The sequence below is a fragment of the Pseudomonas sp. Irchel s3f19 genome (assembly GCF_900187555.1).
GTDB lineage: Bacteria > Pseudomonadota > Gammaproteobacteria > Pseudomonadales > Pseudomonadaceae > Aquipseudomonas > Aquipseudomonas capeferrum.
The window spans coordinates 536,036-557,532 of record NZ_FYDW01000001.1 but is presented as its reverse complement, the minus strand read 5'-3'; the positions used below and the strand labels follow the sequence as shown (position 1 = coordinate 557,532).

Here is a 21,497-nt window from a genome sequence, read left to right as displayed (position 1 = left end):
GCGACACAAGGCCGCTCCTACAAAGGCCGTCGTTCGCCAAGGTACCCCCGAATTCAAACAAGTCATTGAGAAATGATGACTTTTTCTCCGGCCAGAGGTTGTAACTTCGCCTCAGACCGGTACAATGGCGCGGCTCGCTGCTTAGCGAGTCGCGTTAGTGGTGGCCCCATCGGTCCCCCCGCATTGATTACCCGTTAACCTGGTCAGGCCCGGAAGGGAGCAGCCATAGCGGGAACATCGAGTGCCGGGGTGTGGCTGGTGGGGCCGCCTCCATTCTGTAAGTCCTTAATTCTAAAGGACTTTTCTCACTCAAAATCTCGAAGTGTGACAGCGTTTAGGTACACCTGAGTGGTGCACGGCGTCTGTATCCTACTCATGCCGAGCTCATCATCCAAGACCTTTGGAATCGTTGATCCTCTGTGAGAGCGTAGTACTCATCACTTTTAGCTTGCCGACTGATGGCCGAAGTCATGGGCTATTCGCGTGTGTACTTCTTTCTCCTTCTGAATTTTTCTTCTACTAGCACACAGCTGAAGAGCAGCCATCTGACCTCCGTCACGGGTGAAAACGTGCGTGCATTATCTTTTCAGCTGAAGTATAAAAAGCATGGCATCTTGCTACTAATGCTTCTGGGGCTTGCCTATTTTTGACGACTGCGTTGAGGCGCCCACGGACGGACATCGACAACGGTGATGCAATATTTTTTGCATCTAAGGGCTCACAAATCCATGGCAATAAATTTAGATGTTGTGATTGATACCCCTGAATATGAAGTAGATATGAAGGCGGGGCTTGATACCCTTCAAGGTATTTCTGATGCTACTAGAACTATTGCTGAAACTCTCCTGACGGGAAAGGTTCCGCAACGAAAATCTAGTAAAAGTAGTGTTAGGACTATGCTCAAGCGAACTTTCAAAGGGTCTTACGGGCAAAATTTCAGTTTATACTTGTCCGATGATGAGCTGAAGAAAGAGTACAGAAAAATCGGAAATACTGCTTTTTCCGAATTGATGGGCTTCTTTATGAAGGAGGCTTTAGACTTGGAAGTTGCGGAGCTTTCTGAAAAATCTGAAAAAATAGTTGCCAAGCTCGGAGATAATGCGGAGAGGCTAGTTAGGCAGTTGCGTACATCTATAATGAAAGACGCGCATGAAGTTCCTAAGAAATTTGGCAATGATGTGAAGGTTAGATTCAAGAGTGGTGCTGAGCGAGTCGTGATTGCAAAGTTCGATCGCACGACTGCATTAGCATTGGAAGCGAAAAGGTCAAATGTTAAGGTCAGCATAAGTGCGGCGATTCGTAGGTTCAATACGAATACGGGTAATGGTCGCCTGCAGATTTTAGGAGGTAGTGAAACTGTAGCCTTTGGGTTTGAGAAGGTGTATAGGGATGTCAGGTTTGCTACCAAAAAGAAGTTTTCCGAAAATCTTGACTTTAATAATGGAATAGATTCTGATAATTGGAGATATTTGGAAATTGAAGCTTACCCGATTAAATTGTTCGATGATCGGATTATTAAGTATGTAGTTGCTGGTCTTCATGAGGCTTAATAAGTATGTGGCGTGGGCTGTCTCGCTGGCCGTAAGCGTTTGCTTATTTTATGCGTGGCATTTTTACTATAAGTTGGGATATGTAATTTCCGACGATCCAGAAGATTGGGGGCAGTTAGGTGATTTCATTGGGGGGTTAGTTAACCCTCTGCTTAGTTTTATGACGTTTATTTTTGTTGTCAAATCTTTGTCTTCGCAAAATGAAGCAAATGCTGAGATGAAGAAAGAAATGCAAAATACACGGAAAACTGAAAGGCTACGCTCATTTGAGACTCAATTGTTTCATATGATTGGTTCGCAAAGAACTGCGTTTGAGATGTTTAAGATTAATGAGGTATCATGCTGTGGAGTTTTAGAACGAGTAGGTGTTAGTGCGGTTCTTGTCCTTGAGGATGAGGTGGAGAGCCTGCGAACGGTTTATGGTGAAGATTGTCTTGAGTTGATTCCCGCATATCTGGAGGCAGTTGATCCTACCGATCAGATATACGGGATGACTAGGATTTTCTATAATATGGTTAAGCTGATTTCTGATAAATTAAGTGAGGCCAACGGATTTTCTTTGGAAGATAGAGAGTCGCACTACCTGACGCTAATAAATTTTACTGATTTTTCTCTTCTTCGTCTTGTTATGTTGAGTGCTCAGTTTTTAGATAATCCGTATACAGATTATTTAAAGTCGGCTGGTGAGCTTGGCAAGGTCCTTGATGAGATTGGGTTAAGTTTCGAGCTGTACTGATTAATTGTAGCAAGGGTGAGATAGATTTTTAGGTTGAGTGGGTGCGGCTCTTGGAGGCCGGTGACGCGTTTTAGAAGAGGTGGCGCGGCATGGTTTTGGGAGCTAATATAAATAGGGAATGATCAAATGGTAGTGCAGGAGGAGTTTCAAAAATTCTTGGAAAAAATCACTAATGCCGATGTGTACAAGCGAGTAACAGCTGATATTTTTCATGAGCGTGAAACCACGCTAATCAGGCAGCATGAGCAGTTGCCAGAATGGGTGGATAAAGAGGAGCATGGGCCCTATTACTACGTTAGATATTCGTCGCCATCGACATCAGAAGAAGTGACAGTTAAAACCAAAACTTATAAGCTTGATGATCAAATCGAATTGAATACGCTGCACAAGCTTAAAACCTATCAATGGCTTTTGGCAGATGCATACGAAGCGTTTGAGGATTTTATAGAAACAGTTTATGCGGACTGCGGCGTCAGAGGTAGCAGCCTGTGGGTGCGGCCTGAAGACTGGAAGCATGATGGATCAACAAAGCTGAGTGACTATATCAAGCCTCGGCAAAAAGGCAGTAGCACTCCATACATACAATTAAATGCATTTCGAAAAAATTCTGAGCACTTCCGCACCCATGAAGCCAAGGATGGGTGCAACTATCGCGTAGTATTTGTCCTTATCGAGAAGTTCCGCCATATGATAGTGCATGAGGGTGGCTATTGCACGAACTTTGAAAGCCTGATGAAAAAAGTGCAAAGGGATTTAAGTGGGATTAGCTTTAAAGGGATTCGTTCCTACTTCGATGCCTACCTTATCCCTCACAGAGGGGCTAAGTTGATTGATCTCCTTGAGTATCCAGCTGAAGACGGGCCGGGTTCGGTGATTGGTGCCTATCACGATACTATGTCCTACTTATTCAATACACTGATTGAGTATGCGCTGCTGATTAAGGAAAGTGTTGAGCTTGATAATGCAGAGCTGTAGTCCCACACCTGCTATCGTTATGGGACTGTTGTTGCTAAGCATTAGGTGACTTGGAAATGGAGTGCAGCAATGATTCGACCCATCTTGATAAGTGCAACCATCTGGCTAACGGCCACTGTCCACGCTGCGGACTCGTCAGAGAAATTTGGTCCTCCTATATCCATGTATGGGATAGGTGCTAAAGAAACCTGTGGCTCGTTTGTCCGTTCACTGAATACCCCAAACTACATCCGATACTTTGACTACGCTGCTGGCTTTATTACTGCACAGAACATGAGGTCGGATTCTGGAGGCGACGTTCTAGGCGGTGCTGATTTAAATGATGCCATGTTAATGGTAGAAAAGTATTGCAGAGACAATCCTATGACGGGATTCATCAATGGACTTAACCACTTGGTAATAAATTCCAGAACGCAGTAGGCATCGACTCGCAAGGTCATTTCTACACGGAGCCTCATCACCCCTTGCGGTTTTGGCTATTTGCAGGGGAATGCACTTTGGAGTGCTCCAATCACAGCGTAGCCCTCTGGGTGATGAAGAATATTTGGATTGTCGTTCAGGTATTTAACAACGATGCGGGCAGCTTGAATATTGGTCATCGGCTCTGGCAGGCAATACTGCTTGCTCTTCGAGATAGCTCCGTTTAGCAAAACTGACAGAGAGCTGACACCATTGATGATGCCGAGGCAGTAACCAGACTGATAGTCACTTCCCAAAGCGCCGTCGCTGTCAAAAGTGGCAACACTGGCCGTACAGGCTTTAAGAAGAGCATTGCCGTCTGCTACTGCACCAGAGCTATGCAGGAGCAGGGACAGCGTCAGTACAGCCGCTAGCGTATGCGTTCTCATAAGGCACCCAAAGCAGGTCATCGCAGTGAGCTAACTGTAGCAGGGCGAAAAGCTGGATGATTTTCCATTCCCCGCGCCGCGAGGACCATACACCTTGGGCTTGTGATGGTGGTACTGTGACAGGGCTTCGTCTAGCCGCTTACCCCGCCTCCGCGAAATTTTCCCGAGCACTTTGAAAGCGGCCTGAGATTCAGGATGGAAAAATAATCTGGTGTTCTGTGTGCGGTGCTAAGCATGGAACGAGAGGGGCAAATAGAAACCTTTTATTTCTCAAAATAACCTGTGGTATTCAGGCAGCGGAGCCACCAACAAAAACGCCTCACCACAGCCCAGGGAGAGCTATAGCAAGGCGATTGAATACTTTGTATCAGTGGGTATTGGGTGCTAGATGACGTTCCCTGTAGCCGCTCTTGTTACGCTGCTGCTTTGTTCCAATGGCGCTTGATGGTGGCCAAGCTGATACCAAGCTTCTCAGCAGTTTGGTTCTGGCTCAGACCATCCGCTTTGCATTCCTGCACATCCTTGGTAGTTCCCACCGCCTCTGGACGCCCCAGCTTCTTGCCTTCGCATTTCGCACGGTTGATGCCTGCATGGGTGCGTTCGATCAACAGGTCACGCTCAAACTCTGCCACAGCACTCAGCACTTGCATGGTCATCTTGCCTGCTGCACTGGTGAGGTCTACGCCTCCCAAGGCGAGACAGTGCACGCGGATGCCGTTAGTAGATAGACGCTCAACGGTTTGACGCACATCTATTGCGTTACGGCCAAGACGGTCAAGCTTTGTGACGATCAATACATCACCTCTCTCCATTCGCTCAAACAGCTTCTGGAAGCCCGGACGGTCGTTTGCTTGTGTACTGCCACTGATTGTTTCGGAAATGACACGGTGTGGCTCGACATGGAAGCCTGCACCTTTTACTTCCAGCAGTTGGTTGTCAGTGGTTTGGTCGGTTGTGGAGACACGGGCGTAAACGAAGGTGCGGGACATGGTGCTTTGCTCGTGGGTGTCATTTAATGTGGTGTCATATTATCAGTGGTGTCAATAAAGATAAAGCACAATTGTTGATACCATCGAACACGTTTTTCAGTTGGTGTCGTATAACGTCCCTTTGATGAGCTAACAGGTTCGCTCTCTCTGTTAATAAACCTCGACCTTTTAAACCACCATCTGCTCCTGACGCCTGAAAAAAAGCAATCTCTAGATATTGACTTTTTGGGCGCCGTGTCTGCAAAAAAACCGTTTAGCTCTGAGGGGAACGCACTTTGTTTAGTTTGAACGCTCCCTAAGCCCCGTAAACACTGGGGTGGGCATGAAAGACGGTAGGTGAACGTCAATTAGGTGGCAGGGTTTAACCAGAGTTTTTGCTGGGTTATTCGAGGTTATTTGATGTACTTCATGGCCTCGACCATCGCCTTGATTGGCGTCCTGCTACCGTAGATGCCAAAGGTTACGGAGCTATCTTCATGACCCACCATCCGCTTGATCAGTGAGTCTTGCACACCAGCATCACGTAGGTCGTCAATGAAGGTGTGGCGGAAGCTATGGAAAGTCTTTCGGGGGTCAGTCATACCCAGCTTCGTCTTATACCGACCAAACCATTTTGAGGCGGCATGGCCTCGTTTGCCTCGTACTGCTTCAAGCTCGGGGAATAGTCGATCAGCCCCTGTGCTTTTGACTGATTCTGCGTACTTTAATAAGCCCTGCTCAACGAGCGACGGATGGAGGGGAAGAATACGGCGGCTGCTGGCATTCTTGAGGCTCTGACCTTCATGGCTGTCATCAATGCGAATGCACGGGATGCCCTGTTGCTCAATGAAATCCTCTACACGCAGTTGGCAAAGCTCTTCAAGTCGTGCACCTGTGCTCCGCCCTAGGAGTGGCAACCAATAGCGCCACGGATGCTTTCGTGCCTCTTTTCGCAATCCTTCATGGTTCAGCAGGGCAACTAGGTCTTGTCGTTCAAAGGACAACCGAGCTTCCTTCGCTGATCCTGTCATGACTTTCATGCCTGTCAGCGGGTTGTCTGCCGTGTACCCGTTCGTTTTGCACCAGTTCAGAAACGCGGTGAGCTTGCGTAGCCGATTGTTCACTGTGACAGCAGTAATGGTCTTGTAGGTGCTACCTGACTCAATCACCTGCTTCAGCGTCTTGCCCTTGAACTCAGGTCGTAGGCCGAAGTATTGCGGGCATAGGCTGAGCCGTTCCTTTAGCAGGCGTGCTTGGTTTGCATCGAAGGCTTTGGCGGGCATATCGCCTAGAAGCTCGAAAAGGTCAGATAAAGCTCGCTCGACTTCCTCGGTGCTGCCCTGTCGCCATGTGCCGCCGCGTTTGCCTTCTTCTATATAGAGTTTGGACAGGGTGGCGAGGGTAGGGCCGTCGCTTTGTGGCTTCGCTGTGGCCGTTGTAGCTCTTCGTGGTGCAACCATCGTGATTGCCTTAGGGGTAGAGTCTCGCCACTGCATACAGAGTGCACGCAGCGTCTCCGGTGCTGTCAGCGGATGTTCAGTTAGGTGGCAAAGCACTTGCTGAGCTAAAGAGCTGGCAAGGTACAAGGCTGCCTGCCGCTCTCGCACTCGCAGGGATATGCGAAGGGTATGACGGTTGGGAAATAGGTGCTTTGGTAGTCGAAGGTTGAGGTAGTAGATGGACTGACGGCGGACAATGTAGGCCATGAGTGAACACCAGAGTGGACCAGTAAAGTGGACCAATTGAGTGGAACAATTCTGGTCACACCCCAAGCTTTGAGCGACCGTGCTGGGTGTCTGCACGGGTAAGTGACGAATCACCTCATCAGCCTGAAACCCTTGCCCCGTAAGGCCCGCATTGATTCTCGTGCATGCTTGCATGCGATCTGGTCAGGCCCGGAAGGGAGCAGCCATAGCGGGAACATCGAGTGCCGGGGTGTGGCTGGTGGGGCCGCCTCCATTTCTGGGGTCCTAAAACCTCAGCCTGTCAGGCTAAGGCCTTCCCTCTGGCCTGTTCTGCGCTCCTGCTGTTGCCAACTTCTCCAATCGCTGAAATTCAAGACTGCCACCTTCGGACACGTTGCCGCGCTCGGGTTGCTCTCATGCACGTTGTAGCCGCTGGGCAGTTGAGAATATCCGGACGCTATGTAAGGGTTGGGGTGCGCCTGCATCCCAGATCGCCTGCATGAATGGATTCCGCGAAAATGCACAGCCTTCCAATCCTCGAAACTCCGCGCCTGATACTCACGCCGCTGCAGCTCGGCGACGTGGATGCCATTCAGCAACTGTTCCCGCACTGGGACATTGTTCGCTACCTGGACAGCCGCGTGCCTTGGCCTTACCCAGAAGACGGCGCGCTGCTCTACGTCCGAGACATCGCATTACCCGCCATGAACGCCGGGTGTGAATGGCATTGGATGATTCGCCTGAAGACGGAGCCTGCGCAGATCATCGGAAGCATCAGTCTCTATGACCAGCCGGGCAACAACCGTGGCTTTTGGCTTGCACAGGCATGGCAGAAAAACGGCTACATGCGGGAGGCCTGCAGGGTCATCAACCACTACTGGTTCGAAACGCTTGGGCGTTGCGTCATGCAGGTGCCCAAGGCTGCGTGCAATGACCGATCGCGCAGTGTTTCCGTGCACGAAGGCATGCGGCTGGTGGGAACTGAAGAGGGCCATTTCGTCTGTGGCCCCGTGCTCAAGCAGATCTGGGAGTTGAGCCGCGATGAGTGGCATCGACGTGGCGGCCGTTAGGTAATGAAGTGACGATCTCAACGTAAGCAAATGCTTGCCTTTGCCTGTGCCTTGCCGTGATAGAAAACAGCACCTACCCGCAAGGACTGCTTTCATGAAGTTTCAGCCATTCACGGTGTTCTGCATCGCGTGCTTCCTGCTGTCCATCAGCTATGGCACGACGTTCCTGCTCTCGATGCTGGTGCAGACGCTGGGCGGGACTGCAAGCGATGCCGGGCAGGTATTCGCTGTTGCCATGCTAAGTACGTTGCTCTCTGTGCTCGGCTCGGGGCACCTGCTGCAGCGCTTTGGCGCTGCTCGCAGCATCGCTGTGGGGGCGCTCTGCCTGGTCGGGTCATCAGTGGGCTTTGCCATGGTCTCAAGCCTGGGCATCGCTTTGTTGGCATGCGGCTTGATGCTTGGCATCGGCTGGGGGGTGTTCTACACCATTGGCCCCATCATGGTGACGCAAATGGTCGAGCCCACACGCCGTACCCATTGTTTTGCACTGCTCTCTGGCAGCATGCTGACCGGCATTGGCACCGGGCCCTTGCTGGGCAAGTTCGCCGCTTTCGTTGCACTGCCTACCCAGCTCGCGTTCTGGGTGGCGGCGTGCGCTGCAGGGTTGGCGGGGTTGTACTTTGCTTGGCTCGCTTCGATTTCTCAGGGGCGGCGACCTGCTGAGAAGGTGCAAATCGGGTTGGCGTCCGCGCTCAAAGTGATGAGCTCGCGCTCTGGGCTGTCGATCCTGATGGTAGGGCTGGGCGGGGCAATCTTCGGCACCATGGGCAGTTTCCAGACCAGTTATGCCGCTCGCCTGGGGCTTGATTACTCGACCTTCTTCATTGGCTTCATGGGCGCTGCGATCGCCTGCAGGCTCCTGCTGGCCGGCTGGGTCGTGAAGCAAAACCCGGTGGCGACCTCCTGGGTTCTAACCTTGATCATGGCAACGGCCGTGCTGGGGTTCGACCAGTGGGTGCACAGTACGGAAAGTTATCTGGCCATGGCCGTTCTTCTGGGCGTGGGTTACGGCCTGAATTACTCGGTGATCAACGGGCTGGCTGCCAACGAGGCACCGGCAGGGCTTACGGCACAAGCGCTGCTGCTGTTCAGCTTGTCGTATTTCATCGGAGTGTTCGGGTTCCCCTACGTCGCCAGCCAATTGATCACGCAGCTTGGGATCAGCGCGATGATGCTGAGCATTGAAGGCGTGGCGTTCCTGGTCGTAGGGCTAAGTACGGCCAGATGGCTGGCTTCGCGCTTTTCCAGGCCTGCTCTGGTGTAGGTGTTTTTCCTCAAGGGCGCCTGCTGCTGACAGCTTCATCAAACGCTGAAATTTCGGACAGGCCAGGTGATCTACCTCAGGGCACTGCGCTGCATGCCGCAGCCCCTTGCTCATGGCCTGCAAGCGTTTGACCCGGGTATCGATTTCGTCCGCCTTGGCTATCAGCATCTGTCGATCGACCTGAAGGTCCATCAGCATCGCCCCGACCTCATCCAGGGAAAACCCGGATGCCTGCCCCAAGGCGATCAGTGCCAGCCTATCCGCAATGTCGGCGGCGAACTGGCGCCGCTGGCCACGCCCGGCGAGCGACGTGAGCAGGCCTTTCTTTTCGTAGTAACGCAGGGTCGACGCAGGGACGCCTGTGCGTTTGGCGACATCGGCAATGTCCATCGAGGTCCTTGACTTGAAGTTGACTTCAACTTCTATGCTGCGCGGCAGGTAACTGAACGTCAATCCTAGAGGGCTGAATCAATGACGCTTGCCATGCTACAAGCCGCTTTGCTGATCGGGGTCGGCGCCACCGTGATCATGGACCTATGGGGGATACTGCTGCGGCGCTTGGGCATCGCCACCTTGAATTTCGCCATGGTCGGGCGTTGGGCGGGGCATTTGATGAAGGGGCGAGCTCGGCATGAGGCGATTGCCAAGGCGGAGCCTGTGGCCAACGAGGTGGCCTGGGGTTGGCTGATTCACTATGGCATCGGTGTGCTGTTTGCGGTGATGTTGGTGGGGATGGTCGGGGAGGGCTGGCTGAGTGCGCCGACGCTGTGGCCTGCGCTGGCGTGGGGTGTGGTAACAGTGGCGGCGCCGCTGTGCTTCATGCAGCCGTTGATGGGGGCAGGGTTCTTTGCCTCCAGAACGCCGACGCCTGGGCGTAACTGCCTGAAGAGTCTGGTGACGCATTCGGTGTTTGGGGTTGGATTGTTTTTGAGTGCGGTTGTGGTTGCGATTGATTGAAAGGGCGTTAGCGGTAGGGCTTTGGATGTTGGCGGGGCTGGGTGCAGGGCGTGAGTTTTGTGTGGCCGTTGAGATCGAGCGCCGCCCGCGCGGCGCTTCGCGGGGCAAGCCCGCTCCCACATTTGTTTCGGGCCAATTATTCCTGAAGCATTAGCGCGCGGCCCTTTGGTGCCCGCCTCAATATCGCGTCGGACAAACAAGGGGGCGCGCGCCTCTATTACAGGCGATACCGGCCCGAAACAAATGTGGGAGCGGGCTTGCCCCGCGATGCGCCGCGCGGGCGGCGCTCGATCTTGTAGGCGACATAGCGCTTCCGGCGGACGCCTGTCAGCGCCAACGCGCTCTAAAACCAGGAATGTTCCTACGCTTCTCTAGCCGATTTCCCGATGCCCTGTAAGGCTCGCAGAAATATCCTACGCATCCCGTCGACTCGCGTTTGATTGTCCTGGGGAACCCCACCCCATAGGCTTTTGCGGTCGCTGTCGGTTCAGCGATCGGGTGTGGAAACCCGAGGTGTACGGGACAGCTGTCAGTTATGGCGGCTGTGAGCGGGAGGTATTCGTACCTACCGGGTTTACCGTACGCCTGGATTTCCACCCCGCTTACAGCTGCCACCCCAATGTGTGGAAACGGAAGGATGCAGCCAAACCAGTACGGAGCTGTCATGAAAAAAATCGTCCCCGACCCACCCCATACCTTCGACCTGCCCCTGGGCAAGTCCCTTTCCCGCGCCATCAGCGAAGGCATCGTGCCAATGCACTTCGCGCTGATGAATGTCTCCCACTACCTGATGTTCGCCTACAGCGACAGCCGCCGAGTTGAGCGTCAGCACTGACCGATTGTCGCGCAGGGCGCAAGGCCGCTATCACATCATCACGGCCTTGGCGCTGCGGCATTCCCGGCATACCCCGCAGCCCCATACCGCTGGCTGATCCGCTCGATCTCCCCCGTCTGTTTTATGCGCACCAGCGCCCTGAGCACCCCTTGCGTCGGTACCGCCGGGTCGCTGCGCACCATGCACCCCAGCTCCTGCTCCTCCAGCACCGCCAGCACCTGCAACTGCTGCCCCGCTGGCAAGCTGTGGTTGAACCACTGCAACGACAGTTCATTGCTCACCGCATGCAGGTACCGCCCCGCGTGCAGCTTCTGCAGGGCCAGCAGTTGGCTGCGGCTGTCTTCGCGGTGCAGCCGGCCCTGTTCGAACAACGGCTGCAAAGTCGAATAGGCATAACCCAGCACGGTGCCGATGGCTTGCGGCGCCAGTTGTTCCGGGCGGGTGGGGCTGACTTCGCCAGCGCCGCCAACCAGCACGTCGCGCTGATGAATCAACGGGATGCTCCAGACATAATTGCCCGGCCGATCATGAAACCATTGGGGGCTGACATAGCAGCGCACGTCGATATCGCCGCTCTCCATGGCCTCCTGTAGGCGCAGGCGTGCCAGTACGTGATACTCCGGGCGTACACCCGCTTCCCGGGCAATGGCCTGCATCAGGTCGAACAGCAAACCCTCCACCGGTTTGTCGCCTTCGACGCGCATCAGCGGCATGCTCCAGCTCTCGGCGACGGAAAAACGCAGCACCGGTTGTTCGGCCAGGCTGTGGGTGGCCCAGAGCAATAGCAGGGGCAACAGTCTTCGCAAGGCACATCCTCCCTGGATAGCGCGCCAGTTTCATAGCTTAGACCAGTCGCGCAGGGTGCAATTTCGGCCCCGCTCCGCTAGCATTAGCGATCTTCCGCTCGATCAGGCTACGATGGTTTTTCGATGAGTTATCAGGTTCTTGCACGAAAATGGCGTCCGCGCTCGTTCCGCGAAATGGTCGGCCAGGCCCATGTGCTCAAGGCCTTGATCAATGCCTTGGACAACCAGCGTCTGCACCATGCCTACCTGTTTACCGGCACCCGCGGCGTGGGCAAGACTACCATTGCCCGTATCATCGCCAAATGCCTGAACTGCGAAACCGGCATCACCTCCACGCCCTGCGGCACCTGTTCGGTGTGCCGGGAGATCGACGAAGGCCGCTTCGTCGACCTGATCGAGATCGACGCCGCCAGCCGTACCAAGGTCGAAGACACCCGCGAGCTGCTGGATAACGTGCAATATGCCCCGAGCCGTGGGCGCTTCAAGGTCTACCTGATCGACGAAGTGCACATGCTCTCGACCCACTCGTTCAACGCCTTGCTCAAGACGCTGGAAGAGCCGCCGCCCTACGTCAAGTTCATCCTCGCCACCACTGACCCGCAGAAATTGCCGGCGACCATCCTCTCGCGCTGCCTGCAGTTCTCGCTGAAGAACATGAGCCCGGAGCGGGTGGTCGAACACCTCAGCCATGTGCTCACCGCCGAAAGCGTGCCGTTCGAGCCCGATGCCCTGTGGTTGCTTGGCCGCGCCGCCGATGGCTCGATGCGCGATGCCATGAGCCTGACCGACCAGGCCATCGCCTTCGGTGAAGGCAAGGTGCTCGCCGCCGATGTGCGCGCCATGCTGGGCAGCCTCGACCACGGCCAGGTCTACGGGGTGTTGCAGGCACTGCTCGAAGGCGATGCGCGGGCGCTGCTCGAGGCCGTGCGCAACCTTGCCGAGCAAGGGCCGGACTGGAGCGGTGTGCTGGCCGAGATGCTCAATGTGCTGCACCGTGTCGCCATCGCCCAGGCGCTGCCAGAGGCGGTGGACAACGGCCAGGGCGACCGTGACCGCGTGTTGGCGCTGGCCCAGGCGCTACCGGCCGAGGACGTGCAGTTCTATTACCAGATGGGCCTGATCGGCCGTCGCGACCTGCCCTTGGCGCCCGACCCGCGTGGCGGCTTCGAGATGGTCCTGCTGCGGATGCTGGCCTTCCGCCCGGCCGATACCGACGATGCACCGAAGCCGGTGCTAAAGCCGGTGGGGATCAGCCAAGCCACAGCTGATCCTGCAACCCCGGTGGCAGCGGCGCTGGTGGCCCCTGCGCCGCCAGTCGCAGAGCCCGTGGTGCCGGTCGTCGCGCAAGCTGTGCCGGCCCCGGTCGCGCCGGCCGTCGAGCAGGCGCCTGCGGTTGCTCAGCCCGCGCCTGTCGTTGAGGCGCCCGTAGAGACCGCAGCACCGGCGCCGCAGCCCGCCGCCGAGGTCATCGACCTGCCTTGGGAAGAGCCTGTAGCGCCTATAGCGCCTGTGCAGCCGGTTGCTGCCCCCCCCGAGCCCGTTGTTGCGCCGCAGCCTGCCGTGGCCGAGCCACAGCGTGATCAGCCGGCCTACGACGAGCCGCCGTTCGACCCGTCCGCCTATGCTGCGGCGGGCATGGACCGTGATGACGAGCCGCCGGCGGACGAAGACTATTACATCGGTGACAGCGACCCGGTCGGCTTCAGTTACCTCGATGAACTGGCCGAGCATGTTCAGGAAGAGCAGGCCAAACCCGCTGCCGAACCGCTGCCTGCCGCCAAGCCGGCCACCGGCCTGGCCCTGCAATGGCTGGAATTATTCCCACAGTTGCCTGTCTCCGGTATGACAGGCAACATCGCGGCAAACTGTACGTTGATGGCCGCCGACGGCGACGACTGGCTGCTGCACCTGGACCCTGGCCAGGGCGCGCTGTTCAACGCCACCCAGCAGCGGCGTCTGAACGAGGCGCTCAATCAGCACCTTGGGCGTAACCTGAACCTGCGTATCGAGCTGATTCGCCCAGAGCAGGAAACCCCGGCCCAGGCGGCCTCGCGCAAACGTGCCGAGCGCCAGCAAGACGCGGTGGTGTCGATCGAGCAGGATCCGTTGATCCAGCAGATGATCAAGCAGTTCGGTGCCAAGGTGCGACAGGATACTATTGAGCCTGTAGAGGCCCTGGCCAATCAGGGCCAGTAACGGATAACCATGCGGCCGGCCCGGTGCCAGGCCGCATCACACGACCCAATCGAGGTATACCCCCATGATGAAAGGTGGCATGGCCGGCCTGATGAAGCAGGCTCAGCAGATGCAGGAAAAAATGGCCAAGATGCAGGAAGAACTGGCCAACGCCGAAGTGACCGGCCAATCCGGTGGTGGCTTGGTGAGTGTGGTGATGACCGGTCGTCACGATGTGAAGCGCGTCAGCATCGACCAAAGCCTGATGTCGACTGATGAAGACGACAAGGAAGTGCTCGAAGACCTGATCGCTGCCGCACTGAACGACGCGGTACGCAAGGTGGAGCAGAGCAGCCAGGAAAAAATGGGCGGCATGACCGCTGGCATGCAGTTGCCACCGGGCTTCAAGATGCCGTTCTGATCGACCTTTTGCGTCAAATGGGGAGTAACGGCCGTAGGGTCGTTGCTCCCTTGTTCATTCTGTTCCCCCGACTTGCAGGCCTGTCTACATGAGCTTCAGCCCACTGATCCGCCAACTGATCGACGCTTTGCGCACCCTGCCGGGTGTCGGCCAGAAAACCGCCCAGCGCATGGCCCTGCAGTTGCTCGAACGCGACCGCAGCGGCGGCCTGCGCCTGGCTCAGGCGCTGACCCAGGCCATGGAAGGGGTGGGCCATTGCCGCCAATGCCGCACCCTGACCGAGCAGGAACTGTGCCCGCAGTGTGCCGACCCGCGCCGTGACGACACGCAATTGTGTGTGGTCGAGGGGCCGGTGGATGTGTATGCGGTGGAGCAGACCGGTTACCGCGGCCGCTATTTCGTGCTCAAGGGGCACCTGTCGCCGCTCGATGGCCTGGGGCCTGAGGCGATCGGTGTGCCGCAGCTGATGGCGCGGATCGAAGCCCAGGGCACCTTTACCGAGGTGATCCTGGCGACCAACCCGACGGTGGAAGGGGAGGCAACGGCGCATTACATCGCCCAGTTGCTGAACGAGAAAGGCCTGGTGGCGTCGCGGATTGCCCATGGCGTGCCGCTGGGGGGCGAGCTGGAGTTGGTGGATGGCGGGACGCTGGCGCATGCCTTTGCAGGGCGCAGGCCGATTTCACTCTGATTTCAGATCTTGGGGCCGCTTTGCGGCCCATTCGCGGGACAAACCCGCTCCCACAGGTGCTGCGGTGCCTGTAAGGCCTGCACAAAACCTGTGGGAGCGGGCTTGTCCCGCGAATGGGCTGCAAAGCAGCCCCGGTATGTAACTCAATTTTCGTTAAGCGAAAACTCGGTCAGGCAGAACGTCGGCACACCCGCTGCCTGCAGCCGGCGCGAACCTTCCAGCTCTGGCAGGTCAATGATCGCCGCCGCCTCAAACACTTGGGCCCCGGTACGACGCACCAGGTTCGCCGCCGCCAGCAGCGTGCCGCCAGTGGCAATCAGGTCATCGAAAATCAGCACCGAGTCGCCTTCACACAGGCTGTCGGCATGCACTTCGAGGAAGGCCTCGCCATACTCGGTCTGATAACCCTCGGAAAGCACGTCGGCCGGCAGCTTGCCTTGCTTGCGGAACAGGATCAGCGGCTTGTTCAACTGGTGGGCGATGATCGAGCCGATCAGGAAGCCGCGCGCGTCCATGGCGCCGATGTGGCTGAACTCAGCCTCGACATAACGCTCGATGAACTGGTCGGCGACATAGCGCAGCCCGCGCGGGGACTGGAACAACGGGGTGATGTCGCGAAAGATCACGCCCGGTTTGGGGAAGTCCACTACCGGGCGGATCAGGGCTTTGAGGTCGAAGGCTTCGCTGTGCATTGGTGCGGGTATCCTGGAAAAACGATTGCGCCAGTATACCCGTTAACCCAGGCTCAGGCGTCCATTGCACCGCCGGCCAGTGCACACAGCTGGATCGGGTCGAGGATATGCACTTCCTTGCCTTCGGCGCGCAGCAGGCCGTTTTGCTGGAAGCGGGTGAACACCCGCGACACGGTTTCCACCGCCAGGCCCAGGTAATTGCCGATTTCGTTGCGCGACATGCTCAGGCGGAACTGGTTGGCCGAATAGCCGCGGGCGCGGAAGCGCGCGGACAGGTTGACCAGGAAGGTGGCAATGCGTTCGTCGGCGGTTTTCTTCGACAGCAGCAGCATCATCTGCTGGTCGTCGCGGATCTCGCGGCTCATTACCCGCATCAACTGGCGGCGCAACTGCGGCAGTTGCACCGAGAGTTCGTCGAGGCGCTCGAAGGGGATCTCGCACACCGACGTGGTCTCCTGGGCCTGGGCTGACACCGGGTAGGCCTCGGTGTCCATGCCGGACAGGCCGACCAGTTCGCTGGGCAGGTGGAAGCCGGTGATCTGCTCTTCGCCGCTGTCGCTGAGGCTGAAGGTCTTGAGGGCGCCGGAACGTACTGCATAGACCGAGCCGAAATTGTCACCCTGGCGGAACAGGAACTCGCCTTTTTTCAGCGGCCGGCCACGTTTGACGATTTCATCCAGTGCATCCATGTCTTCCAGGTTGAGCGAAAGAGGCAGGCACAGGGGGGCCAGGCTGCAATCCTTGCAATGGGCCTGGGCATGTGGGCGCAGTTTAACTGGCTCGGACATTTTCAATCGATCCTTGTGGGAAAGCACACATAAGACGTAAGGGTAACTCACGGCGTAGGGTGTAGGCCAGCGTGCGCTATTGTGGTGCGTGCTGGCCAGGCCTCGGCGGGTGCGCGTCGAGGCCCTGTGTGTGCCCATAGTGTGCTGGCCAAAGGCGCTTGTCCATGCGGTCGAACGCCTCGCTTTTCAGATCACCCGAGAGAAGCGTTGGCGGTTGTGCATGGCCAGGTAGGCATCGAACACCATGCACACCGAGCGCGCCAACAGGCGGCCGGCAGGCAGGATGCGGATGCCCTTGTCGTCCAGGCTGATCAGGCCGTCCCGCTGCAAGGTCAGCAGTTCTGGCCAGAGGTCGTTGAAGTAGCCGCGAAAATCGATGGTGAACGCCTGTTCGATTGGTTCGAAGTCCAGTTCGAAATGGCAGATCAACTGCTGGATCACAGCCCGCCGCAGGCGGTCGTCGTGGTTGCACAGCAGGCCACGCTGGGTTGCCAGCTGGGCGTTGGAAAGGGAGTCCTGGTAGGTGTTGAGGTCGCTGCTGTTCTGGCAGTAGAGGTCGCCGATCTGGCTGATGGCGGAGACCCCCAGGCCGATCAGGTCGCAGTGGCCGTGGGTGGTGTAGCCCTGGAAGTTGCGTTGCAGGGTGCCTTCTTCCTGGGCCATGGCCAGCTCATCGTCAGGCAGGGCGAAGTGGTCCATGCCGATGTAGCGGTAACCGGCGGCGGTCAGCTGGTCGATGGTGGCATGCAGCATCTCCAGTTTCGCCGTCGGGCTCGGCAGGTCGTTGTTGTCGATGCGCCGCTGGGGCATGAAGCGCTCCGGCAAATGGGCATAGTTGAACACCGACAGGCGATCGGGCTGCAGGCGGATGACTTCCTCGACGGTACGCGCGAAGCCTTCTGGCGTCTGCTTGGGCAGGCCGTAGATCAAGTCCAGGTTGACCGAGCGGAACTGCAGGGTACGCGCCGCCTCGATCAGGGTGCGGGTCTGCTCCAGGCTTTGCAGGCGGTTGACCGCACGCTGCACGGCCGGGTCGAGGTCCTGCACGCCCAGGCTGACACGGTTGAAACCCAGCTCGCGAAGCAGCCCCATGGTCGACCAGTCGGCTTCGCGGGGGTCGATTTCAATGCCGTAGTCACCGGAGTCGTCGTCCAGCAGGTTGAAGTGCTGGCGCAGGGTCGCCATCAGCTGGCGCAGCTCCACCGGGCTGAGGAAGGTGGGCGTGCCGCCGCCGAAGTGCAGTTGTTCAACCCGTTGCTTTGGGTCCAGGTGGCAGGCGATCAGCTGGATTTCCTGCTCCAGGCGTTGCAGGTACGGCGCGGCGCGGCCGCGGTCCTTGGTGATGACTTTGTTGCAGGCGCAGTAGTAGCAGATGTTGGCGCAGAACGGCACATGCACATACAACGACAGTGGGCGCACGGCACGACGGCTCTCGCGCAGGGCGTGCAGCAGGTCGAACGAGCCCACTTCGCTGTGCAGTTGCACGGCGGTCGGGTAGGAGGTGTAGCGTGGTCCGGCCAGGTCGTAGCGGCGGATCAGGTCGGTATCCCAACGTAGGTCGTCGAGCATGTGGGCGGTCCCCGGATAGAGCGAGCAGTGTCCGGAGTCTAGGGGCGTCTGTAGGAATCTGTGTTGATTTGTATCAAAAGCTGCTGGGGCTGCACAGCAGGCCTATCAGTGCCCCATCAGCCAATGCTGGTGCGGCCCGGGCAGCGTCCACAGGCCAAACAGGATGACCAGCAGCCCGCCCGCCATGCGCACACTGCGCCGCCGCAGCAGGCTGCTGACGCGCTCCGCCGCCAAGCCCGTCGCCAGCAGCACCGGCCAGGTGCCGAGGCCAAACGCAAGCATCAACGCCGCGCTGTACCCCGCATTGCCCTGGCTCGCAGCCCACAGCAAGGTGCTGTACACCAGCCCGCACGGCAGCCAGCCCCACAAGGCGCCCAGCAACAAGGCGCGGGGCAGGCTGGACACCGGCAGCAAGCGCGAGGCTACTGGCTGAATATGCCGCCACAGCCCTCTGCCCAAGGCTTCGATTCGCGTCAGCCCGCTCCACCAGCCCGCCAGGTACAGCCCCATGGCAATCAGCAGCAGCGCTGCCAGCACCCGCAGCGCCAGGGCTGCCGGGCTGCTGGCCACGGCCCAGCCTGCCAGGCCCAGCAACAGGCCGGCGCAGGCATAGCTGAGGATACGCCCGACGTTGTACGCCAGCAGCAGGCGCAAACGCCGGCCGCGTTGCTCGGGCGGGATGGCCAGGGTCAGCGCGCCCATCAGGCCACCGCACATGCCCAGGCAATGGCCGCCGCCGAGCAGGCCAAGGATCAGCGCCGAGCCGAGCAGGGGAAGCAGATCAGGCACGGGGAGGGGGTTCCTTGTCGTCTTCGGCCGGGGTGTCGTCCGTTTTCACCGCAGCCTGGTGGCGCGGGTCCTGGTCGTCGAAGAGGATGCTGTGGGCAGGGCCGTCGAGGTCGTCGTACTGGCCGCTGTCCACCGCCCAAAAGAAGATGTAGACGGCAACACCGACCAGCAACAGGGCGGCCGGGATCATGACATAAAGGGCTGGCATCGGGCGGCTCCTGCTCAGGCGGTGGCGGGTTGCCGGTGGCTGCTGGTGGCCGGCGCAGCTGGCAGCCGGGTCAGGCGCAGGGCGTTGAGCACCACGATCAGCGAACTGACCGACATGCCGATGGCCGCCCACACCGGGGTGATCCAGCCGAGCGCGGCAAACGGCAACATGAGGCCATTATACAGGGTTGCCCACAGCAGGTTCTCGAGGATGTTGCGGCGGGTGCGGCGGGCCAGGTCGAAGGCCTGTACCAGTGCCTGCAGGCGGTTGGACAACAGCACCGCATCGGCGCTGGTCTTGGCCAGGTCGGTGGCGCTGCCCATGGCAATGCTGATGTCGGCAGCAGCCAGCACCGGCACGTCGTTGACCCCGTCGCCCAGCATCAGCACCTTGCGCCCTGCCGCCTGCAGCGCCTTGAGCCGGTCCAGTTTGTCGTCCGGGCGCAAGCCGCCGATGGCCTGGTCGATGCCCAGCTGTGCAGCCACCTCGGCGACCATGGGTGAACTGTCGCCGGACAGCAGCAGCGTCCGCCAGCCACGCGCCTTGCAGGCGGCGAGCAGGGCGGGGGCGTCGTCGCGCAGGCGGTCGTCCAGGCCGAACCAGGCCAGCGGCCCTTGACGATCGCCCAGCAGCAGCCATTGCCCACGTGGCTCGGGCACGCCGGGTATCTCGGCGCCACTCAGGGCGCAGACGAAGGTGGCCTGGCCGATGCGCAGGCGCTGGCCGTCGACCAGCCCCTCAAGGCCCAAGCCGGGTATTGTCTGCACATCGTCGGCAGGCGCGGCAGTGCGGCCGAACGCGCGGGCGATGGGGTGTTCGGAGCGGTTTTCCAGGGCGGCGGCCAGGGCCAGGCAACGGTCGGCGGCCAAGCCGCCCAGTGGGCGGATGCTGCGCAGGGTCAAGCGGCCTTCGGTGAGCGTGCCGGTCTTGTCGAAGATGACCGTGTCGATCTGGTTGAGGCCTTCGAGCACATGGCCGCGGGTCACCAGCAGGCCGAGTTTATGCAGGGTGCCGGTGGCGGCGGTCAGGGCCGTCGGGGTGGCCAGGGACAGTGCACACGGGCAGGTGGCTACCAGCATGGCCAGCACGATCCAGAAGGCCCGGCCCGGGTCCAGGTGCCACCACCACAGGCCGATGGCCACGGCGGCGATCAGGGTGAACAGCAAAAACCACTGCGAGGCGCGGTCGGCGATCTCGGCCAAGCGCGGTTTTTCGGTCTGCGCGCGTTCCAGCAAGCGGACGATGGCCGACAGCCGCGAGTCGTGGCCGAGGGCTTCGACCTCAATGTTCAAGGTGCTCTCGACGTTCAGCGTGCCGCCGGTGACCCGCTCGCCGACGCGGCGCGGTTGCGGCAGGTATTCGCCGGTCAGCAGTGACTCGTCGACACTGGAGCGGCCTTCGACGATGCGCCCATCGGCGGGTATTACCGCACCGGGCAGCACTTGCACCGTGTCGCCACGCTGCACTTCGCTGAGCAGGATGCGCTCGGCGCGGCCGAGGGTGTCCAGGCGCAGGCACGAGGCCGGCAGCAGGTTGACCAGTTGTGCGGTGGCCGCCGCAGTGCGCTCGCGGGCGCGCCGTTCGAGGTAGCGGCCGGTCAGCAGGAACAGGGCAAACATGCCCACGGTATCGAAATACAGCTCGCCGCTGCCGCTGATCGCCGTCCAGATCCCGGCGCCGAACGCCAGGGCAATGGCCAGCGAGACCGAGACGTCCATGGTCAGGTGGCGGGTGCGCAGGTCACGCGCCGCGCCCTTGAAGAAGGGCGCGCAGCTGTAGAACACGATCGGGATGGTGAGGAACAACGCGACCCAGCGCAGGATGGTGTGCAGCTCGGGTGAGAGATCGATGTTGAATTCAGGCCAGGTGGCCATGGTCGCCATCATCGCCTGGAACCACAGCAAGCCGGCGACGCCCAGGCGCCTGAGAGCGCTGCGGTTCTCGCGGGCCAGTTGTTCGGCGGCCTGGTCGGGTTGGTAGGGGTGGGCGGCGTAGCCGATCTGGCGCAGCTCGGCGAGCAGGCGCGAGAGCGCCAACTGGTTGTCGTCCCAGCTGAGCAGCAGGCGGTGGTTGGACAGGTTCAAGCGAGCTTCGGCGACCCCGGGCAGGTTGCGCAGGTGTTTTTCGATCAGCCAGCCGCAGGCGGCGCAACTGATGCCCTCGACCAGCAGGGTGGCTTCGGCCAGGTCGCCTGTATGGCGGACGAAGGTTTGCTGCACGTCGCTGCGGTCGTAGAGCGCCAGCTCATCCTGCAGTTGCCTGGGCAGCGCCTCGGGGTTGGCGCTGGTGTCGCTGCGGTGCTGGTAGTAGTGCTCCAGGCCCCCGGCGACGATCGACTCGGCCACCGCCTGGCAGCCCGGGCAGCAGAACTGTCGGGGTTCGCCGAGCACCACAGCGGTGAAGCGGTTGCCGCCGGGGACGGGCAGGGCGCAGTGGTAGCAGGGGGTGGGTTGGGTCATAAGGCAAGCAC

Annotated in this window: 21 protein-coding genes and 1 other RNA gene; 11 read left to right on the top strand and 11 right to left on the bottom strand. The window is 58.8% G+C overall.

Annotation, left to right across the window (positions count from 1 at the left end):
* Positions 1 to 167: 167 nt before the first annotated feature.
* The 4 genes from ffs (at position 168) to CKW22_RS02480 (ending at position 3,261) form a co-directional block, all read left to right on the top strand.
* Positions 168 to 264, top strand: an RNA gene (gene ffs, locus CKW22_RS02495) — signal recognition particle sRNA small type.
* A 428-nt stretch (positions 265 to 692) separates the two neighbouring features.
* A complete protein-coding gene (locus CKW22_RS02490) occupies positions 693 to 1,550 on the top strand; it encodes a hypothetical protein (protein ID WP_218192455.1) in 858 nt (285 codons plus the stop codon).
* Positions 1,540 to 2,286: a hypothetical protein gene (locus tag CKW22_RS27650; protein ID WP_218192454.1), complete on the top strand. Its 747-nt coding sequence runs from the start codon at positions 1,540 to 1,542 to the stop codon at positions 2,284 to 2,286. Before CKW22_RS02490 ends, CKW22_RS27650 begins: the two co-directional genes overlap by 11 nt.
* Before the next feature lie 126 nt (positions 2,287 to 2,412).
* Positions 2,413 to 3,261 (top strand): hypothetical protein, encoded by an 849-nt coding sequence (locus CKW22_RS02480; RefSeq protein ID WP_095063707.1) that lies wholly within the window; start codon positions 2,413 to 2,415, stop codon positions 3,259 to 3,261.
* Positions 3,262 to 3,737: 476 nt separating this feature from the next.
* On the opposite strand, the gene CKW22_RS27200 is transcribed toward CKW22_RS02480, so the two are convergent.
* The 3 genes from CKW22_RS27200 to CKW22_RS02470 form a co-directional block, all read right to left on the bottom strand.
* On the bottom strand, positions 3,738 to 4,109 hold the full coding sequence (locus CKW22_RS27200; RefSeq protein ID WP_143500687.1) for a Rap1a/Tai family immunity protein: 372 nt from the start codon (positions 4,107 to 4,109) through the stop codon (positions 3,738 to 3,740).
* 413 nt (positions 4,110 to 4,522) lie between these two features.
* Complete coding sequence (locus tag CKW22_RS02475; RefSeq protein ID WP_095063706.1) at positions 4,523 to 5,098, bottom strand: recombinase family protein; 576 nt, start codon at positions 5,096 to 5,098, stop codon at positions 4,523 to 4,525.
* Positions 5,099 to 5,490: 392 nt separating this feature from the next.
* Complete coding sequence (locus CKW22_RS02470) at positions 5,491 to 6,783, bottom strand: site-specific integrase (RefSeq protein WP_095063705.1); 1,293 nt, start codon at positions 6,781 to 6,783, stop codon at positions 5,491 to 5,493.
* Positions 6,784 to 7,280: 497 nt separating this feature from the next.
* Here CKW22_RS02470 and CKW22_RS02465 point away from each other — a divergent pair, with 497 nt between their 5' ends.
* Entirely contained in the window at positions 7,281 to 7,832 is a 552-nt protein-coding gene (locus CKW22_RS02465; protein ID WP_033699367.1) for a GNAT family N-acetyltransferase, read from the top strand.
* A gap of 94 nt (positions 7,833 to 7,926) precedes the next feature.
* Positions 7,927 to 9,096 (top strand): MFS transporter, encoded by a 1,170-nt coding sequence (locus CKW22_RS02460; RefSeq protein WP_095063704.1) that lies wholly within the window; start codon positions 7,927 to 7,929, stop codon positions 9,094 to 9,096.
* Here CKW22_RS02460 and CKW22_RS02455 read toward each other — a convergent pair.
* Positions 9,043 to 9,486 carry a helix-turn-helix domain-containing protein gene (locus CKW22_RS02455; RefSeq protein WP_095063703.1) on the bottom strand — a complete coding sequence of 148 codons (444 nt, stop codon included), beginning with the start codon at positions 9,484 to 9,486 and terminating at the stop codon, positions 9,043 to 9,045. The two genes, CKW22_RS02460 and CKW22_RS02455, sit on opposite strands and share 54 nt — an antisense overlap.
* Before the next feature lie 93 nt (positions 9,487 to 9,579).
* Here CKW22_RS02455 and CKW22_RS02450 point away from each other — a divergent pair, with 93 nt between their 5' ends.
* A complete protein-coding gene (locus CKW22_RS02450) occupies positions 9,580 to 10,053 on the top strand; it encodes a DUF2938 domain-containing protein (protein WP_371856377.1) in 474 nt (157 codons plus the stop codon).
* Between the two features lie 664 nt (positions 10,054 to 10,717).
* The gene (locus CKW22_RS27450; RefSeq protein ID WP_156311359.1) at positions 10,718 to 10,888 is read left to right on the top strand and encodes a hypothetical protein; all 171 of its coding nucleotides are present in this window, start codon (positions 10,718 to 10,720) and stop codon (positions 10,886 to 10,888) included.
* A 38-nt stretch (positions 10,889 to 10,926) separates the two neighbouring features.
* Here the strand turns inward: CKW22_RS27450 and CKW22_RS02445 are convergent, their stop codons facing one another.
* On the bottom strand, positions 10,927 to 11,694 hold the full coding sequence (locus CKW22_RS02445; protein WP_047581327.1) for an ABC transporter substrate-binding protein: 768 nt from the start codon (positions 11,692 to 11,694) through the stop codon (positions 10,927 to 10,929).
* A 123-nt stretch (positions 11,695 to 11,817) separates the two neighbouring features.
* Here CKW22_RS02445 and dnaX point away from each other — a divergent pair, with 123 nt between their 5' ends.
* From dnaX to recR, 3 genes are all read left to right on the top strand, one after another.
* Positions 11,818 to 13,890 (top strand): DNA polymerase III subunit gamma/tau, encoded by a 2,073-nt coding sequence (gene dnaX, locus CKW22_RS02440; RefSeq protein ID WP_095063702.1) that lies wholly within the window; start codon positions 11,818 to 11,820, stop codon positions 13,888 to 13,890.
* Positions 13,891 to 13,954: 64 nt separating this feature from the next.
* The gene (locus tag CKW22_RS02435; RefSeq protein ID WP_008093501.1) at positions 13,955 to 14,290 is read left to right on the top strand and encodes a YbaB/EbfC family nucleoid-associated protein; all 336 of its coding nucleotides are present in this window, start codon (positions 13,955 to 13,957) and stop codon (positions 14,288 to 14,290) included.
* 88 nt (positions 14,291 to 14,378) lie between these two features.
* Positions 14,379 to 14,981, top strand: coding sequence for a recombination mediator RecR (gene recR / locus CKW22_RS02430; protein ID WP_033699359.1), 603 nt, complete (start codon positions 14,379 to 14,381; stop codon positions 14,979 to 14,981).
* Positions 14,982 to 15,124: 143 nt separating this feature from the next.
* Here the strand turns inward: recR and CKW22_RS02425 are convergent, their stop codons facing one another.
* The 6 genes from CKW22_RS02425 to CKW22_RS02400 all read right to left on the bottom strand — a co-directional run bounded on the left by CKW22_RS02425 (position 15,125) and on the right by CKW22_RS02400 (position 21,486).
* On the bottom strand, positions 15,125 to 15,673 hold the full coding sequence (locus CKW22_RS02425; protein WP_033699357.1) for an adenine phosphoribosyltransferase: 549 nt from the start codon (positions 15,671 to 15,673) through the stop codon (positions 15,125 to 15,127).
* Positions 15,674 to 15,726: 53 nt separating this feature from the next.
* Positions 15,727 to 16,461, bottom strand: a complete 735-nt coding sequence (fnrA, locus tag CKW22_RS02420) for a Crp/Fnr family transcriptional regulator FnrA (protein WP_033699356.1) — start codon at positions 16,459 to 16,461, stop codon at positions 15,727 to 15,729.
* A gap of 186 nt (positions 16,462 to 16,647) precedes the next feature.
* Positions 16,648 to 18,030 carry an oxygen-independent coproporphyrinogen III oxidase gene (gene hemN, locus CKW22_RS02415; protein WP_033699355.1) on the bottom strand — a complete coding sequence of 461 codons (1,383 nt, stop codon included), beginning with the start codon at positions 18,028 to 18,030 and terminating at the stop codon, positions 16,648 to 16,650.
* A 105-nt stretch (positions 18,031 to 18,135) separates the two neighbouring features.
* Entirely contained in the window at positions 18,136 to 18,819 is a 684-nt protein-coding gene (locus CKW22_RS02410) for a sulfite exporter TauE/SafE family protein (RefSeq protein WP_095063701.1), read from the bottom strand.
* Positions 18,812 to 19,027, bottom strand: coding sequence for a cbb3-type cytochrome oxidase assembly protein CcoS (gene ccoS, locus CKW22_RS02405; protein ID WP_033699353.1), 216 nt, complete (start codon positions 19,025 to 19,027; stop codon positions 18,812 to 18,814). Before ccoS ends, CKW22_RS02410 begins: the two co-directional genes overlap by 8 nt.
* Before the next feature lie 14 nt (positions 19,028 to 19,041).
* Complete coding sequence (locus CKW22_RS02400) at positions 19,042 to 21,486, bottom strand: heavy metal translocating P-type ATPase (RefSeq protein WP_033699352.1); 2,445 nt, start codon at positions 21,484 to 21,486, stop codon at positions 19,042 to 19,044.
* Positions 21,487 to 21,497 lie beyond the last annotated feature (11 nt).

Bases quoted from the DNA above. Each gene is read 5' to 3' on its own strand.
- CKW22_RS27200 (WP_143500687.1), bottom strand. From the start codon at position 4,109: ATGAGAACGCATACGCTAGCGGCTGTACTGACGCTGTCCCTGCTCCTG.
- CKW22_RS27450 (WP_156311359.1), top strand. From the start codon at position 10,718: ATGAAAAAAATCGTCCCCGACCCACCCCATACCTTCGACCTGCCCCTG.
- CKW22_RS02480 (WP_095063707.1), top strand. From the start codon at position 2,413: ATGGTAGTGCAGGAGGAGTTTCAAAAATTCTTGGAAAAAATCACTAAT.
- CKW22_RS02460 (WP_095063704.1), top strand. From the start codon at position 7,927: ATGAAGTTTCAGCCATTCACGGTGTTCTGCATCGCGTGCTTCCTGCTG.
- CKW22_RS02465 (WP_033699367.1), top strand. From the start codon at position 7,281: ATGCACAGCCTTCCAATCCTCGAAACTCCGCGCCTGATACTCACGCCG.
- hemN (WP_033699355.1), bottom strand. From the start codon at position 18,030: ATGCTCGACGACCTACGTTGGGATACCGACCTGATCCGCCGCTACGAC.
- dnaX (WP_095063702.1), top strand. From the start codon at position 11,818: ATGAGTTATCAGGTTCTTGCACGAAAATGGCGTCCGCGCTCGTTCCGC.
- recR (WP_033699359.1), top strand. From the start codon at position 14,379: ATGAGCTTCAGCCCACTGATCCGCCAACTGATCGACGCTTTGCGCACC.
- ccoS (WP_033699353.1), bottom strand. From the start codon at position 19,027: ATGCCAGCCCTTTATGTCATGATCCCGGCCGCCCTGTTGCTGGTCGGT.
- CKW22_RS02425 (WP_033699357.1), bottom strand. From the start codon at position 15,673: ATGCACAGCGAAGCCTTCGACCTCAAAGCCCTGATCCGCCCGGTAGTG.
- CKW22_RS02470 (WP_095063705.1), bottom strand. From the start codon at position 6,783: ATGGCCTACATTGTCCGCCGTCAGTCCATCTACTACCTCAACCTTCGA.
- fnrA (WP_033699356.1), bottom strand. From the start codon at position 16,461: ATGTCCGAGCCAGTTAAACTGCGCCCACATGCCCAGGCCCATTGCAAG.
- CKW22_RS02475 (WP_095063706.1), bottom strand. From the start codon at position 5,098: ATGTCCCGCACCTTCGTTTACGCCCGTGTCTCCACAACCGACCAAACC.
- CKW22_RS02450 (WP_371856377.1), top strand. From the start codon at position 9,580: ATGCTACAAGCCGCTTTGCTGATCGGGGTCGGCGCCACCGTGATCATG.
- CKW22_RS27650 (WP_218192454.1), top strand. From the start codon at position 1,540: ATGAGGCTTAATAAGTATGTGGCGTGGGCTGTCTCGCTGGCCGTAAGC.
- CKW22_RS02400 (WP_033699352.1), bottom strand. From the start codon at position 21,486: ATGACCCAACCCACCCCCTGCTACCACTGCGCCCTGCCCGTCCCCGGC.
- CKW22_RS02490 (WP_218192455.1), top strand. From the start codon at position 693: ATGCAATATTTTTTGCATCTAAGGGCTCACAAATCCATGGCAATAAAT.
- CKW22_RS02435 (WP_008093501.1), top strand. From the start codon at position 13,955: ATGATGAAAGGTGGCATGGCCGGCCTGATGAAGCAGGCTCAGCAGATG.
- CKW22_RS02455 (WP_095063703.1), bottom strand. From the start codon at position 9,486: ATGGACATTGCCGATGTCGCCAAACGCACAGGCGTCCCTGCGTCGACC.